Origin of the sequence: Kushneria halocnemicola (assembly GCF_965650455.1) — a bacterium.
GTDB lineage: Bacteria > Pseudomonadota > Gammaproteobacteria > Pseudomonadales > Halomonadaceae > Kushneria.
In genome coordinates this window covers 2,822,706-2,836,390 of the sequence record NZ_OZ287968.1, presented here as the reverse complement: position 1 = coordinate 2,836,390, position 13,685 = coordinate 2,822,706, and the positions used below count along the sequence as shown (strand labels likewise).

The 13,685-nt window shown below is 54.9% G+C and carries 17 protein-coding genes; 10 read left to right on the top strand and 7 right to left on the bottom strand.

All coding sequences use genetic code 11. The features are described from left to right. Positions 1–225 precede the first annotated feature (225 nt). Together ACS92L_RS12905 and ACS92L_RS12900 are read right to left on the bottom strand one after the other, a co-directional pair. Positions 226–1,329: a YagK/YfjJ domain-containing protein gene (locus tag ACS92L_RS12905; protein WP_438765341.1), complete on the bottom strand. Its 1,104-nt coding sequence runs from the start codon at positions 1,327–1,329 to the stop codon at positions 226–228. Between the two features lie 627 nt (positions 1,330–1,956). After that, the gene (locus ACS92L_RS12900; RefSeq protein ID WP_438765340.1) at positions 1,957–2,139 is read right to left on the bottom strand and encodes a hypothetical protein; all 183 of its coding nucleotides are present in this window, start codon (positions 2,137–2,139) and stop codon (positions 1,957–1,959) included. Positions 2,140–2,279: 140 nt separating this feature from the next. Here ACS92L_RS12900 and ACS92L_RS12895 point away from each other — a divergent pair, with 140 nt between their 5' ends. From ACS92L_RS12895 to ACS92L_RS12875, 5 genes are all read left to right on the top strand, one after another. Next, positions 2,280–3,245, top strand: a complete 966-nt coding sequence (locus tag ACS92L_RS12895; protein WP_438765339.1) for a DUF932 domain-containing protein — start codon at positions 2,280–2,282, stop codon at positions 3,243–3,245. Between the two features lie 87 nt (positions 3,246–3,332). Continuing rightward, positions 3,333–3,533, top strand: a complete 201-nt coding sequence (locus ACS92L_RS12890; protein ID WP_438765338.1) for a hypothetical protein — start codon at positions 3,333–3,335, stop codon at positions 3,531–3,533. Next, the gene (locus ACS92L_RS12885) at positions 3,530–4,285 is read left to right on the top strand and encodes an ERF family protein (protein ID WP_438765337.1); all 756 of its coding nucleotides are present in this window, start codon (positions 3,530–3,532) and stop codon (positions 4,283–4,285) included. Before ACS92L_RS12890 ends, ACS92L_RS12885 begins: the two co-directional genes overlap by 4 nt. A gap of 39 nt (positions 4,286–4,324) precedes the next feature. Further along, complete coding sequence (locus ACS92L_RS12880) at positions 4,325–4,939, top strand: lambda exonuclease family protein (protein WP_438765335.1); 615 nt, start codon at positions 4,325–4,327, stop codon at positions 4,937–4,939. 156 nt (positions 4,940–5,095) lie between these two features. Next, positions 5,096–5,281, top strand: a complete 186-nt coding sequence (locus ACS92L_RS12875; protein WP_438765334.1) for a hypothetical protein — start codon at positions 5,096–5,098, stop codon at positions 5,279–5,281. Positions 5,282–5,370: 89 nt separating this feature from the next. Here the strand turns inward: ACS92L_RS12875 and ACS92L_RS12870 are convergent, their stop codons facing one another. Next, positions 5,371–5,562: an AlpA family transcriptional regulator gene (locus ACS92L_RS12870; protein ID WP_438765333.1), complete on the bottom strand. Its 192-nt coding sequence runs from the start codon at positions 5,560–5,562 to the stop codon at positions 5,371–5,373. A 436-nt stretch (positions 5,563–5,998) separates the two neighbouring features. Between ACS92L_RS12870 and ACS92L_RS12865 the strand changes: the two genes are divergently transcribed. Next, the gene (locus tag ACS92L_RS12865; RefSeq protein WP_438765332.1) at positions 5,999–6,916 is read left to right on the top strand and encodes a hypothetical protein; all 918 of its coding nucleotides are present in this window, start codon (positions 5,999–6,001) and stop codon (positions 6,914–6,916) included. Here the strand turns inward: ACS92L_RS12865 and ACS92L_RS12860 are convergent. After that, positions 6,894–8,138, bottom strand: coding sequence for a tyrosine-type recombinase/integrase (locus tag ACS92L_RS12860; protein ID WP_438765331.1), 1,245 nt, complete (start codon positions 8,136–8,138; stop codon positions 6,894–6,896). The genes ACS92L_RS12865 and ACS92L_RS12860 overlap by 23 nt on opposite strands. 331 nt (positions 8,139–8,469) lie before the next feature. Beyond that, complete coding sequence (locus ACS92L_RS12855; protein WP_438765330.1) at positions 8,470–9,336, bottom strand: YicC/YloC family endoribonuclease; 867 nt, start codon at positions 9,334–9,336, stop codon at positions 8,470–8,472. A 127-nt stretch (positions 9,337–9,463) separates the two neighbouring features. Between ACS92L_RS12855 and rph the strand changes: the two genes are divergently transcribed. After that, positions 9,464–10,186, top strand: coding sequence for a ribonuclease PH (gene rph, locus ACS92L_RS12850; RefSeq protein WP_438765329.1), 723 nt, complete (start codon positions 9,464–9,466; stop codon positions 10,184–10,186). Positions 10,187–10,348: 162 nt separating this feature from the next. On the opposite strand, the gene ACS92L_RS12845 is transcribed toward rph, so the two are convergent. Further along, positions 10,349–11,110: an exodeoxyribonuclease III gene (locus tag ACS92L_RS12845; protein ID WP_438765328.1), complete on the bottom strand. Its 762-nt coding sequence runs from the start codon at positions 11,108–11,110 to the stop codon at positions 10,349–10,351. An 84-nt stretch (positions 11,111–11,194) separates the two neighbouring features. Here ACS92L_RS12845 and pyrE point away from each other — a divergent pair, with 84 nt between their 5' ends. The 3 genes from pyrE (at position 11,195) to trmL (ending at position 13,175) form a co-directional block, all read left to right on the top strand. Further along, positions 11,195–11,842: an orotate phosphoribosyltransferase gene (gene pyrE, locus ACS92L_RS12840; RefSeq protein WP_438765327.1), complete on the top strand. Its 648-nt coding sequence runs from the start codon at positions 11,195–11,197 to the stop codon at positions 11,840–11,842. 179 nt (positions 11,843–12,021) lie between these two features. Beyond that, on the top strand, positions 12,022–12,573 hold the full coding sequence (locus tag ACS92L_RS12835; protein WP_438765326.1) for a YfaZ family outer membrane protein: 552 nt from the start codon (positions 12,022–12,024) through the stop codon (positions 12,571–12,573). Positions 12,574–12,710: 137 nt separating this feature from the next. Then, positions 12,711–13,175, top strand: coding sequence for a tRNA (uridine(34)/cytosine(34)/5-carboxymethylaminomethyluridine(34)-2'-O)-methyltransferase TrmL (trmL, locus tag ACS92L_RS12830; RefSeq protein ID WP_438765325.1), 465 nt, complete (start codon positions 12,711–12,713; stop codon positions 13,173–13,175). Here the strand turns inward: trmL and ACS92L_RS12825 are convergent. Beyond that, a complete protein-coding gene (locus ACS92L_RS12825; RefSeq protein WP_438765324.1) occupies positions 13,133–13,639 on the bottom strand; it encodes a GNAT family N-acetyltransferase in 507 nt (168 codons plus the stop codon). The two genes, trmL and ACS92L_RS12825, sit on opposite strands and share 43 nt — an antisense overlap. Positions 13,640–13,685 lie beyond the last annotated feature (46 nt).

Sequence of the window (13,685 nt, the reverse complement as noted above, 5' to 3'; positions counted from 1 at the left end):
GGCGGTTCTCTAGATGTTTGCAGAGCCTCTTCAGCTCTAACGATTAATCAGCCATCAAATGGCCAAAGTAGGCATGCATCGAAAGATAGCGCCCTGAGCCTAGTTTAGCCGGGCCTCCAGAAATGATGGAGGCCCTTGGATAATTGTGCGATCCCAGCAAGTAGAGGGCAGGTTTATTGTGAATTAACCTGCTTCGATGGTCCTTGAGACATTACATTGTCTGAATCAATAAAGACGCGGTCGGCCGCCGCGTTTCTCTGATGCACAGGGTGTTGAGCTGGTCTGAAACGTTCGGCCTTTCACCGCAAGAGAGACGTATTCATCGACTTTGGTGAGATAGGCTGCAATTTTATCCAGGTGCTCCCTTTTTAGGTCGTCTGAATAATGTATGTCACCGAGCGCGTTGTATAGATAGTTGCTGCCACCGCTATGGTTGCAGTTGAAATACATCCCTTGATTGTTAGTGAGCCTTCTCCAAAGCTCACCAATATTCCTTCCCAGCGCGATATCCCTGCGTACCCGGTTACCGTCAAAGAAGAAAACGAAGTGATAATGGAACCCTTTTTTAGGTCGCCATTCCAGCTTCCATGCGTAACCTAGAAGGTGTTCGAACATCGGATGTGAGTGAAACATTCGACAGAGTTTTTTTCGGTGATAATCGGCTGTCTCATGATCTATATAGTATCCATCAGTCTCGCTATAGCCTAGGTCGATACGTACCACCAGTAGGCGGCTGCAGCAGCCAAAAAGCGAATCTGCCAGACGACAGAATCTTCTGTAATTGTCGCGACTGTTTCTTTTTAGACGGGCGTATTCAATGCCAAATGATGGTAGTGATAGGCATTGATACCACAACCATAATCTATGATTCAGATCATTAACCACTTGCGCGGCAGCCGATTGTGTCATCGGCGAAGGTTCGTCCATGATTGACTTGTGGAGATGCGAGCAGCTCTTAAATGCCTGTAGAAAGCTTTTGGTATAGGGAGGTGGCTGTAAACTGTAAGCGCCCTCACTATGGTCAAGTATCCCTGTAAGGCTTGCCACAATACTCTGCAACTCGTCCAGTAGCGGATTATCTGCCAGTTTTATCAAGCCGCTGCCACAGGGTGTAGACTGAATCACAGTGGCAGGGTCAAACCATAGGTGAGAGCTAGTAAGCTGCTTGAGTCTTTCCTCGATTTCAATCAGAGCTGCAAGCTGCTGATTTTGATTTGGCTGAGCTGATGGGTCCCACAATATCTGCTCGTCATGGTAATCCATATTCAGATCATTCAAAAAATACGACATGTCATCATTGGCAATGTAGTCGTCGGTGGGGTTGTGCATGGGGTGCTCCTGGCTACGGTTGGTTTTCCTCGTAGGATTCCCCATGGCTGTAAAAACAAATCTTTTCTGCCTGAAAGCTGATGGGTCTCGTCAAAGAATACAAGGTCCTTGAGGCTATCAGGTGCTTGAGCCGATACGGATTTTGCAAGGAGTGAATATAAAGGCCAAGCTCTTGAGAAGCTTGGCCTATTTGGTTTGTTTCACTGTCATTGGCTAAATGATATCCAGCATCCACTTATTACTCCTGATCAAATGCTAAACACCCCAATAACAAATGATCCGAAACAAAGAGTTACCCATACTCCACTGCTGAGACTTCGAGAACCACTCTTTGGTGGCTGTTTTACCGGGTTTTTCGAACCATCTTTCTCTGAAAGTTAGCGTCACGAGTATCGATTAAATTTTTAATTATCGAGGATAAAAACTTTTCAGACGCACACTACCTTCATGAGCCTGTAAGAAATGGCTTCAGTCTCTTTTTCAGAAAGCCGGGAGGTAGTTATGGCGACCGAATGTTCGAAATGCGGCTCGATTAAAATTCGTTTTCGTTATCAGGGGCGCAAGGTCTGCGGAAGCGTGGGTATAGCAGCGGGCTCCGCAGGCGGTGCTGCCGGGGCGTGGAGTGGTTCACAGGCCGGCGCGATGGCAGGAGCCTTTGCAGGGCCCGTAGGCATAGCGGTAGGCGGTCTGACCGGTGCTGTATTTGGTGCTCTGGCAGGTGGTGCCGCCGGCGGAGTAGCCGGTGCTCGTTTCGGTAATGAGCTCGACGAGCGTGTGCTCGACAACCTCGAATGCTGCGACTGCGGCCATACCTTTCGCATTTAATCCACTCGATAGCTGTCTCCCTCGGAGGCATCGACTCATTCCCCTCTCTTCCATTCAAAGGGCCCGCCATCAACCGATGGAGGGCTCTTTTGCCGTCTATACCACTATCAGCAAGGAGTTTTCTCATGGCACATCAAATCGAGCAGATGGCGTACGTTGGCGACATACCCTGGCACGGACTGGGGCAGCAGCTGTCTCCCCATCAGCCGCTGGAGGTCTGGCAGCAGCAGGCCGGCATGAACTGGCACATCGAAGAGACCCCGGTACGTTTTATTGCCGATTCGGCCTCTCATCTGGGCAGCATCCACTCCTTCCCCGAACAGAAGGTGCTGTTCCGCTCGGATACTCAGACGCCTCTGTCGGTGGTGTCGCAGCGTTACAAGGTGGTTCAGCCGCATCAGGTACTGGAATTTTATCGCGATCTCACCGAGTACGCCGGCTACGAGCTGGAAACAGCGGGGGTGCTGAAAGGGGGCCGAAAGTTCTGGGCGCTGGCCCGAAGTGGCCTGAGTACGTCGCTCAAGAACACGGACGAGGTCAGGGGTTATCTGCTACTCGCCACGTCCTGCGATGGGACATTGGCTACGGTTGCCACGCCCACTTCCGTGCGGGTGGTCTGCAACAATACGTTGAGCATGGCCATCGAAGGTGCGTCTCAGATGGTCAGGGTACCTCATAGCACCGAGTTCGATGCCCGGCGGGTCAAACAGCAGCTGGGTATCTCGGTATCGCAGTGGGATAACTTCATGTACCGCATTAAGGCACTGGCTGAACGCCGGATCAGCCATGGCGAGGCCAACCGTTACTTCCAGACGGTGCTCAACAACATCGACGCGCCATCAGGCACGCCAACCGGAAAACCCAGCCGTGCCATGAATCGGATGCAGCAGCTCTATCACGGTGAAGGTCGTGGATCTCACTTTTCGACGGCAAAGGAGACGGCCTGGGGGCTTCTCAACGCCGTGACCGAGTATGTCGATCACGAGAAGCGTGCCCGCGGCAATGACACCCGTATGGACTCGGCCTGGTTCGGTCAGGGCGCCAACTTGAAAAACCGGGCACTGGATAGTGCCCTCGAGCTGATCGCCTGACCATACAACTTGTTTTTTACTACTCAACCGCATAAAGCCCAACCAGTTTTCTGGTCGGGCTTTTTTATTGTCGCAAGGAAAGTCTCGATGAATATCGAACTCCCTCTATCCATCTCCATTGCACTGACCGATCTGTCGCGCCTGATGCTGGAACAGGGCGAAACGCAGGCCGACACCCTCATCTGCGCCAGAGTCTGCTTTTACCGCGCGTCCATGACACTCGAGCAGGTAGCAGATGAGGACCTGCAGGACGTTATCAACGAATACCTTCCCGAGAAAACCTCATGACGCAGTCCACTGCTCAGCCGCACAACGTCACTAGGCATCCACCTGAATCCAGTAGCGACAGTACTGCCATCATTCAGGTGATCGAGCGGGCAGCGCTCAACCCCGATGTTGATATCGACAAGATGGAGCGTCTGCTGCAGATGCAGGAGCGTGTCCTCGATCGTCAGTCCCTGATGGCCTACAGCAGTGCTATGGCTGCCATGCAGACCGAGCTGCCCAGCATTGCCGAGAGGGGCAAAGGCAATAACGGTCACTACGCCACGCTGGAGGATATCGTCGATACCGTACGGCCCATTCTGCAGCGCCACGGCTTTGCCGTGAGCTTTCGTATTCAGACGCAGGAGCGCGGCATTCAGGTCACCGGAATACTGATGCACCGGGACGGCCATCGCGAAGAGACCAGCATGCTGCTTCCTGCTGACGTGAGTGGCAACAAGAACGCAGTGCAGGCCTTTGGCTCCTCGACCAGTTACGGCAAACGTTACGTGCTCTGCGCGCTGCTCAACATCACCACACGGGGGCAGGATGACGATGGTCATGCGGCCGCCCCCATCAAGCGAATCACTTCCATCCAGGCTGGACAGCTCCGGCAACTGATCGTCAAGTGCCCAACAACCACACAGGAATGGTTCATCGGGCGGTATGGCGATACCGAGCAGGTGCCCCAGAGTGATTTCGACAAGCTGCGTGCTTCCCTGCAAAAACGCGCCCAGCCACAACAGCCACCACATGGCGACGTGCGCGAGGGGTAATGCCCTCGCCATTTATGCCGTCACATCTTTCAGGAGTGCATGATGCAGATACTCAAATGTGAAAAGGGAACTCCCGAGTGGCATGCCGCACGGATGGGCATCGTCACCATGTCCGAGCTTAAGACCCTGTTGGTGAAAGGCAAGGGACCCGGCAGTTTTGGCGCCGGAGCGCTGAGCTATATGCATCAACTGATCGGTGAGCGAATTACCGGCGAATCAGCGGATGCCTTTCAGGGCAATGCCCATACCCAGCGCGGGCATGCGCTGGAGCCCATAGCGCGAGAACTCTACAGCGAGGCTACCGGCAATACTCAGCTGGAGCAGGTCGGGATCATTCTCAACCATGGTGCAGGCTATTCGCCAGATAGCCTTGTAGGCAGTGATGGGCTCATTGAGGTAAAGACCAAACTGCCCAAATACCAGATCGAGCTGCTGATTGCCGATGAGTTGCCACAGGAACATGTGGCCCAGTGCCAGGGTGGGCTTTGGGTTAGCGAGAGGGAATGGATCGACTTTGTGAGTTATTGGCCGGGCATGCCGCTGTTCGTCAAACGTGCCTATCGAGATGAGGCAATGATCCAGAAAATCGCCGAGCGTGTGGCGGCGTTTTACGAAGAAATGGACAGACGTATGGCCGTGGTTATAGCAGCGTAACTACAAGGCCCGTGATTCAAAATTTTTCCACTTTGCGTTTTATCAGGCCACCTCAAAAATAATTTCAAACTTCCCTGACTCAGACATTCAGCTGATGAGATGTGGTAGGGATGATGACACGTCAACCATGGCGGCTCTCAAAAAGAGCCGACATGGTTGCGTGATCAGCCCCATTATTTTTTGCCCAAACAGCATGGTTTGAAAATTCTTGCGCCAATTCTGGCCTTCGTTCAAATAGCTCAAAGTGGTTTGGCGGGCTTGCTGAAGAAATATATAGAGGTCCATATCTCTGATGGGCAGGTAAGCATGGTCATGCAAATAAATGACTACGGCGGGGCCTAGGAAGTTCAGAGGAAAAGCAGAAGGGATAGAAAGTTGATAGATTTTAAAATTCTTGATTGAGGAGAGTCAGGCGTATGGTCCGATGCAGCTCAGGATTTAGTCTCGTCTCTCATCCTTATTTTTAGCAGAATCCAGTCGTTGATTTCACTCTCAACCCAAGCAACGTTTCTCTCTCCTAAAGAAACAGGTCTAGGGAAATTGCCTTTAGAGATATATTTGTAAACAGTAGAGCGACCCAGCCCTGTTAAAAAAATGACATCTTTTAGCTTAAGTAATCTCATGATGCGAAGCTCCGTATTCTTCTCATGAGATCTGCCGTATGTGTAAGAAAAAACTTTTTGGATTGAGCTGCAGCCATCAAAGACTGGTAGCTTTATGAGCGCTCATAAAGCTTTCATTCTTTTCAGAAATATCTTCTCAAATACTGATCTGTGTCGGTCCTCAGTTTATGGGGCTAGGCATACCGGCCGTGCTCAAACTAATTTGGGTGGCGCTGACTGAGCATTCATAAGTCATCAGCCAGAACGATACAAAAGGCTTGAGGATGGCTAGAAGAGCAAGCTGGATCAGGTTTGGAGCGGTTCCAATTTCTCTTTCTGTGTCCTAAACCCTATAAAATCTCGTTGAAAATACCTCTAAAGTTACTCAGGAATAACCCGATAACTCTACGGTAGAGTTACGTAGTTCTTTCTTTATGTGTAAAATTTTGGAGATGACATGCCTGTAGATGTGGGGTTTCCTTATTTTAAGGAGCTGGCGCTTAAAAATGATAGATATCGTGATTTTTATGCACATGCTTTAAGACAGAAAATAGCTCGTGGTCAAGGTATTGATTCTTCTTATAGCGGCATGATTAAGTACTTTCAAAGCTTGCCAGAGGATAATAAATCAAATGTTATTCTTGGTTTAATAGATGCCAGAAAAGCAAAGCTTTTATCAGAAGAAGATTTTTCTTGGATAAAAGATGAGAAGCGTATTTGTAATTTTGTTTGGTGTGTTCTGAAATGGGCCACTGATGATCAGATAAAAATTATGTCCTGTATGAATCCACAAGATGATCTGCCAAAAACAAATGCACATACTACTTTCTTCGACAATATTGTTAGTGTGGAGGGTTATTTTGACATCAATGATAGTTATCAAAAAGTAGTGGAGTTTTTTGATAATTGGAATGAGTTTTCTGCCACAAAAAATAATGTGATAAATAATTTGAAAAAAGAATGGGAGCAAAAAAAGAGAGAAAAAACAAAGCTCGCTTGGCTAAAAATCAAGAAAAAAGAGCAATGCGATTGGGCTTGGGATTACATGAAGATAAAGTTTGAAAAGCATTGGCTCAACAAAATGTTTTGGTCACTTCGTCCTTTGAATAGCGAGCAGGCTTACTACTGTGTTTTTGCTGTTTTGGATTATTGGGAGGCTGAAGCCGGAACAAAGGAGCTTTTTGTTTTGAAGCTCAAAAAAGCTTGGGATCAAAGGGAATATCGGAAAAAACAATCCGAGAGATCGCCGTTGAATACGTATATCAGCAGTGAATCAAAAAAAAATTGGATAGTTTGGCGAAGGATAGAGAAGAAAAAATCTACCAGACTCTTGAACGAATTATCAGAAAAGCTTACGACGAAAAGTGGTGAGTAGGTACGTCAGTGATGATTGCGGGTGCAACAAGGTTGGCAACTTTAGCCATCGCTTCTTGCCGTTCTTGGAAATAATCGTACCGGTCATAGATGCCTTCAACGCCCTTGATCTTATGATTCAGGCAGCGCTCTGCCACATGTGCCGGGGTGCCCATGGCAGCCAGCAGGCTTCGACAGGTGCGACGAAGATCATGCACGGTGAAGGGTTCCAGATCCCCCATTCGGTTCTCTGGCTGTTGCTTCTTGCCGGGCTCGCTGCCAAACAGCTTGGCGATAGCACGATTCAGCGTGTCCTTGCCCATGTGAGGCGATCTGTTGCCCCGTCGGCTGGGGAATACGAACTCTGAGCCGCAGGCCCGTATCTTGAGCTCCTCCAGCCAGCCGATGGCCTGAGGGGGAAGCGGTATCCTGATTCCAGTGCCGGACTTGCTGCGCTCCCCGGGCAGTGTCCATTGGCTGTTGGCCAGATCGAATTCTTTCCATCTGGCCTCGGTCAGCTCGGTCTTTCGTGTTCCCAGTACCAGCAGAAGCGCGCAGGCGAGGTAGTTCTCTCTACTGAAGCTTGCGCTGTTGTCTCGAAATACGCTGAAGGCTGTGTTGATCTCGTCCGGGGTCAGGGCTCGGCTACGGCTTTTTTCTACACCGCCGGCATCATTGACGTTGAAGGCCGTCGCCGGGTTATAGGTGACAAGCCCCAGTTTGATGGCGTGGTTAAATAACTGCTTTAGATACATTAATGTATCGTTGGCGATCGTTGGTCGGCCGCTTTGCGCCACTTTCCTGATGATGCCCCTTACCTCCATGGGCGTCACGGTGTCCAGCTCGCGTTTGCCGAGACTGGGGGCCACTTCCTTGTGATAAATACGGTATGGGATTCTGGGATGCTTGAGACGCTTCTCAAGATCCGGATACCAGTCTGCAAACAAGTCATCGACGGTCCTTATCGAAACCTGCTGTTCCTGCTTGCGCGCTTCGATGGGGTCAACGCCATCCTGAACCAGCTTCTGATGGTCCTGAGCTTTGGCTCGGGCTTCTGCAAGAGAGAGATGCGCATGTTTGCCCAGCGTCATTTCCCGGCGTTTACCCAATAGCGTGTACCTCAACATCCAGTATGGAGCGCCCTTTTGCGGCACCATGAGGTACAGACCGTCACCGTCGCTGTACCGTCCGGCTTCTCCTCCCTTGATAAGGGCCTGCACCTTTCTGGCATTGAGGCTTCCCATGGCTCTTTTCTCTTCTGAGTGAAAACGGATAGAGAATGGTCTCTCTGGATCCCCGAACGATTCAGCCCTGCCAAAGCAGAGCGTTTGTCTATCCTGCTCCCTTGAATAGATCGGCAGCTAACTCACTGTGGGCGTTACAGAATCGGCAAGCAGTGGGGAGTACTTTCGATGATAAACGGCAAAAAGTGGGGAGGCAACGATTTTACTCCCCACTTTACTACCCAAAAGGATATGGATTTTGACAGATGTTGATAGACATCAGTGGACTGCTTTTCGATAAAAATATTTTAAAAACAATGGATTTATGTGTCGTTGTGGCTTTTGATAGACCCTACTCGATATTTTGAATCTGCTCGCGCATCTGCTCGATCAGCACCTTGAGCTCCACCGCGCAGCGGGTGGTGTCGGTGACCGCGGCCTTGGAGGAAAGCGTATTGGCTTCGCGGTTGAGTTCCTGCATCAAAAAATCCAGCCGCCGGCCGATCGGGCCCTTTTGATTGAGCTGTCGCTCGACCTCGCCGACGTGCGTTTCAAGTCGGTCAAGTTCCTCGGCGACATCGGCCTTTTGCGCCATCAGGGCCATCTCTGCTTCCAGCCGGTTGGGATCGAGCTCGGCCTTGACGCTCTCCAGACGTTCCAGAATCTGGCTGCGCTGGCGCTCCAGCACGGCCGGCAGGTGGGCGCGCACTTCCGCGACCTGGGCGCGAATGCCGGTCAGGCGCTCGCGGATCAGCGCGCAGAGCTGCTCGCCTTCACGCTCGCGGCCGGCGTTCAGGTCATCAAGCGCCTGGCGCATCAGCTGGAGGGCGGCGGCGCGTACGGCGTCCATGTCGATTTCGCCGCCGCGGGAGATGCCGGGGTGGTCGAGCAGCTCCAGCAGGCTCGGCATCGAGGCTTCCGGGGCGTGGCGGCGCAGACGCGTCAGGGTCTCCATCAGCACTTCGAGGTGTTCGACGTTGATGTCCAGGCCGTCACCGCTGCCCCGGGCGCGCTCAAAGCGCAGCGAGCACTCGACCTTGCCGCGCGAGAGTGTGCCGCGCAGGCTGTCGCGAAACGGCGCTTCAAGGTCGCGCAGCGACTCGGGCAGGCGAAAGTGCACATCGAGATAGCGCTGATTGACCGAGCGCAACTCCAGCGCAAGGCTGCCCCAGTCGGCGTCCAGCGTCTGGCGGGTGAAGGCGGTCATGCTGCGTGCCATGGGTCATCCTTGCATCAGAGGTGAAGGGGATCAGTCTAAACGATTCGTTCATTGCGCAGGCAGGCGTGTAAGATGCCCGGCCCGCCTTTTGGTTTGTGCCTTCATTTTTACCAGTAGAGAGAGTGTCATGCGACCCAGTGGACGTGCCCCCGAGGCAACCCGTGAAATTACCCTGACCCGTGGCTACACGAAGCACGCCGAAGGCTCGGTGCTGGTCGCCTTCGGCGATACCCAGGTGCTGTGCACGGCAAGCGTTGAAACCGGCGTGCCGCGCTGGCTGCGCGGCAAGGGGCAGGGCTGGATCACGGCCGAGTACGGCATGCTGCCGCGCGCGACCCATACCCGCAGCGGCCGGGAAGCGGCGCGGGGCAAGCAGGGCGGGCGCACCATCGAGATTCAGCGCCTGATCGGGCGCAGCCTGCGTGCGGCGATCGATCTGAAAAAGCTCGGGGAATTCACCATCACCATCGACTGTGACGTGCTTCAGGCCGATGGCGGCACGCGTACCGCCGCCATTACCGGTGGCTGCGTGGCGCTGGTCGATGCGATCCAGTCGCTGCAGCGCAAAAAGCAGATCACCACTGATCCGCTCAAGCAGCTGGTCAGCGCCGTCTCGGTGGGCATCTACAAGGGGCAGGCGGTGACGGATCTGGACTACGCCGAGGACTCGCGCGCCGAGACCGACATGAACGTGGTCATGACCGCCGATGGCGGCATCATCGAGGTTCAGGGCACCGCCGAGCAGAAGTCGTTTTCGCGTAGTGAACTCAACGCCATGATGGACATGGCCGAAGCCGGCTGCGAGCAGCTCTTTGCGCGTCAGCGCGAGACGCTGGGCATGGTCAGTTAAACGCCCGGGCATGGTCAGCTGATCAGACGCGTTTGCCGCATAACGACACGGCGCCGAAAGCGAAAGCTTCCGGCGCCGTGTTGCGCGAAGGGACCACCAGGCGATGGCGATCAATGGCCGAACGGCGATCGATGATGGCCGGGCCGTCACCGATGCCGGGGCTTAAAGTTCCAGATCGTACTCGATGATCAGCGGCGCGAACTCGCTGAAGTCGGCATCACGATCGATCCAGGCGCTTTTGACCGTGCGGGCGATATCAGGCCCCGTGATCTGATAGTCCATGCGCCAGCCGTCCTGACGCTTGCGCGGGACGTCGCTGTCGGGCTTTTCCCACCAGGTGTGATGACCGGCGTTGCGCTCGACCTCGCGGAAGGTATCGACAAAGTCCATCGGGCCGAAAACCTGATCCATGAAGGCGCGCTCTTCGGGGCGAAACCCGGGCGTACTCTGGTGCTCGGACCAGTGATCGAGATCGACGGTCTTGTGGGCGATATACCAGCTGCCGGCGATGATGTACTGGCGACGCTTGCGGCGCAGCTTGCTGAGATAGTCGCTGTACTGCGCGATAAAGCGCTGCTTGGCGTGGGGGTCTTCCGGCATCAGAAAGGAGGCCACGCTGAAGCGCTCGTAGTCGGCCTGCAGAAAACGACCTTCGTTGTCGCACTGCTCAAAGCCCAGACCATACATGATTGCCTTGGGGATCTTGCGGCAGTAGATGCCTACGCCGGCAAAGTCGTCCTGTTCGGCATCCAGAAAATAGCCTTCATAGCCCTCGGGGTAGAGGATCGAGTCGTCCAGCTCGAAGCTTTTGGTCTTTAAGTTCTGCACGCAGACGATGTCGGCATCCTGCGCTTTCAACCAGTCGAGAAAGCCCCGCTCGACGGCCCGGCGCATGCCATTGACGTTGATACTGGCGATTTTCATACATGGTCCCTTGTTTTTCGCGCGTGTATGATACCCGAGCCTGACAGGTTTGGGTAAAGAGCCGGTACAAGAAAAGGGTACGACATGTTGGACGAGCAGCGAGAATTCATCGAATTTGCCATCCGTGAGCAGGCGCTCCGCTTTGGCGAGTTCACTCTGAAGTCGGGGCGCGTCAGTCCCTATTTCTTCAATGCCGGCCTTTTCCACAGCGGGGCGGCACTGGCCATGCTGGGGCGTTGCTATGCCGGTGCCATTCAACGCGCCGGACTGGAGTTCGATCTTCTGTTCGGTCCGGCCTACAAGGGCATCCCGCTGGCATCGAGTACGGCCATTGCCATGGCCACTCATCATGACCGCAATCTGCCCTGGTCGTTCAATCGCAAGGAGGCCAAGGACCACGGCGAAGGCGGCTCGCTGGTCGGTGCGCCGTTATCGGGCCGCGTGCTGATCATCGATGACGTCATCACCGCCGGCACGGCCATCGGAGAGTCCATGGCCCTGATCGAGGCGGCCGGCGCGACGGCGGCCGGCGTGGTCGTGGCCCTTGATCGCCAGGAGCGCGGCCAGGGCGATATCAGCGCCATCGAGGACGTTCGTCGCCGCTACGGTATTCCGGTCGTTCCTATCGTCACGCTTGAGGGTATCCTTGAGTATCTCGAGACCCGGGCCGACGATACGCTGGCCCCGCATGCCCGCGCCATCCACGACTACCGCGCGCGTTACGGCGTATAGGGCGCTGCTTCAGACGGTGGTAAGGTGGCCTTAATAAAAAAGATGACATTATGTCGATCCCTATCATCATGATGGCACAATGCACCGGAGCACACCGGTCTGTATTCCCGCAGGCGAACGGATGCCTCTCTGACAGTGCATGTCCCCGGCAAGGGGACGGCAAGCCAAGGACCTTTAAAATGAAAAAGATCATCATCTCGGTACTGGGGACGGGCCTTGCCCTTTCAAGCCTGAACGCCTCGGCCCTGAGCGTCTCGGCCAGCGGCGGCAATGACACCCACAGCGTTCAAATCAACCAGTCCCTGCTGCCGGGCTGGAGCGCGGGTGCCGGCTACAGCAACACCGATCGCAGCGGCGACAACACCAAGACCTACAGCGGTCAGCTGATGTTCTCGCCCTATGTGCCGGGCATCGATATCTCGCTGGGCGGTCGCTATCAGTATCTGGACTCCCACTACGGCAACGGCGGCGGTCTGGGCCTGGGCGGCTCGGCTTATGTGGATACCCCGATCCCGCGCGTCAGCGTCGGCGGCTACGGTTTCGTCACGCCCACCGGGTTGAGCCATGGCGATGTCGACAAGAGCTACGAGTACGGCGCCCGCGCCCGTGCCACGCTCGTGGCCAACACCTACGGCTTTGTGGGCTATCGCTACTACCGCACCGATTTCGACGATCACAGCAACAAGACGCTGTTCAGCGGTCCGGAACTGGGTGTCTCCGTTGGTTTCTAAACCGGCGAACGCCTGACCCGAGCGGGCCCGGCCTTTGTGCCGGGCCCGCTTGCGTTGGGACCTGCAAAACCAAGCGTCAATATGCAGCGTCCGAGCGTCGCGGCATTTGACCCTGAGAAGTAGAGACAAGCCCCGCCATGCTGGACATCGCCCTGTTCGAGCCGGAAATTGCCCCCAACACCGGCAACATCATCCGACTGTGTGCCAATACCGGCTTTCGCCTGCATCTGATCGAACCGCTCGGCTTTGAACTTGATGACAAGCGCCTGCGCCGCGCGGGGCTTGATTATCACGAGTGGGCTCGCGTTCAGGTGCATGCCTCCCTTGCGGCCTTCATGGCCGCGGTTTCGCCGACGCGCGTGCTGGCCGTGACCACCCGCGGACGCACCCGCCATGACCATGTGGCCTATCACACCGGCGATGCGCTGCTGTTCGGCCCGGAAAGCCGCGGCCTGCCGCAGACCCTGATCGATGGTCTGCCGGAAGATCAGCGCCTGCGCATTCCCATGCGCCCTGACAGTCGCAGTCTCAACCTCTCCAACGCCTGTGCGGTGCTGGTCTATGAAGCCTGGCGACAGCTCGATTTCGACGGCGCGCTATAGTCCGGGCCGTCGAGCGATTTCGTCATGAACACGCTGTAGGGGTCTTCTCGATAAAGGCCGAACGGCGGGCAGGTCTCGAAGCCGAAACGGGCATAGAGGCTGCGCGCCGGGGCAAAAAGGTCATGCGGGCCGGTTTCAAGGCTCAGTCTCTGGAAACCGCGGGCGCCGGCGTCACGGATGATGTGATCGAGCAGTTTGGCGGCCACGCCGCGACGTAGATGGGTACTGGCGGTGCGCATCGACTTGATCTCGCCGTGGGTGGCATCGAGTGCCTTGAGCGCGCCACAGCCGGCCAGTTCTTCGTCCTCCCAGACGCTCCAGAATGTGATGTCGGGGGCGCGCAGGGCCTCCAGGTCCAGCGCGTGACAGCTCTCCTCGGGAGAGTGGCCGGCCAGGTCCGTCACATGGTCACGAATCAGCGCGATGGTCGCCGCGCCGCTCAGGTCGTCCTGAAGTATCTTCATCGTTACCGCCCCCTGTTGTTGTAAGCGAAGATGCGCTGCTACGCGT

What these genes read in the sequence shown, in the direction of transcription:
- ACS92L_RS12905 (WP_438765341.1), bottom strand. Translation starts at nt 1,329, where the DNA reads ATGCACAACCCCACCGACGACTACATTGCCAATGATGACATGTCGTAT.
- ACS92L_RS12900 (WP_438765340.1), bottom strand. Translation starts at nt 2,139, where the DNA reads ATGGCCGCAGTCGCAGCATTCGAGGTTGTCGAGCACACGCTCGTCGAG.
- ACS92L_RS12895 (WP_438765339.1), top strand. Translation starts at nt 2,280, where the DNA reads ATGGCACATCAAATCGAGCAGATGGCGTACGTTGGCGACATACCCTGG.
- ACS92L_RS12890 (WP_438765338.1), top strand. Translation starts at nt 3,333, where the DNA reads ATGAATATCGAACTCCCTCTATCCATCTCCATTGCACTGACCGATCTG.
- ACS92L_RS12885 (WP_438765337.1), top strand. Translation starts at nt 3,530, where the DNA reads ATGACGCAGTCCACTGCTCAGCCGCACAACGTCACTAGGCATCCACCT.
- ACS92L_RS12880 (WP_438765335.1), top strand. Translation starts at nt 4,325, where the DNA reads ATGATGCAGATACTCAAATGTGAAAAGGGAACTCCCGAGTGGCATGCC.
- ACS92L_RS12870 (WP_438765333.1), bottom strand. Translation starts at nt 5,562, where the DNA reads ATGAGATTACTTAAGCTAAAAGATGTCATTTTTTTAACAGGGCTGGGT.
- ACS92L_RS12865 (WP_438765332.1), top strand. Translation starts at nt 5,999, where the DNA reads ATGCCTGTAGATGTGGGGTTTCCTTATTTTAAGGAGCTGGCGCTTAAA.
- ACS92L_RS12860 (WP_438765331.1), bottom strand. Translation starts at nt 8,138, where the DNA reads ATGGGAAGCCTCAATGCCAGAAAGGTGCAGGCCCTTATCAAGGGAGGA.
- ACS92L_RS12855 (WP_438765330.1), bottom strand. Translation starts at nt 9,336, where the DNA reads ATGGCACGCAGCATGACCGCCTTCACCCGCCAGACGCTGGACGCCGAC.
- rph (WP_438765329.1), top strand. Translation starts at nt 9,464, where the DNA reads ATGCGACCCAGTGGACGTGCCCCCGAGGCAACCCGTGAAATTACCCTG.
- ACS92L_RS12845 (WP_438765328.1), bottom strand. Translation starts at nt 11,110, where the DNA reads ATGAAAATCGCCAGTATCAACGTCAATGGCATGCGCCGGGCCGTCGAG.
- pyrE (WP_438765327.1), top strand. Translation starts at nt 11,195, where the DNA reads ATGTTGGACGAGCAGCGAGAATTCATCGAATTTGCCATCCGTGAGCAG.
- ACS92L_RS12835 (WP_438765326.1), top strand. Translation starts at nt 12,022, where the DNA reads ATGAAAAAGATCATCATCTCGGTACTGGGGACGGGCCTTGCCCTTTCA.
- trmL (WP_438765325.1), top strand. Translation starts at nt 12,711, where the DNA reads ATGCTGGACATCGCCCTGTTCGAGCCGGAAATTGCCCCCAACACCGGC.
- ACS92L_RS12825 (WP_438765324.1), bottom strand. Translation starts at nt 13,639, where the DNA reads ATGAAGATACTTCAGGACGACCTGAGCGGCGCGGCGACCATCGCGCTG.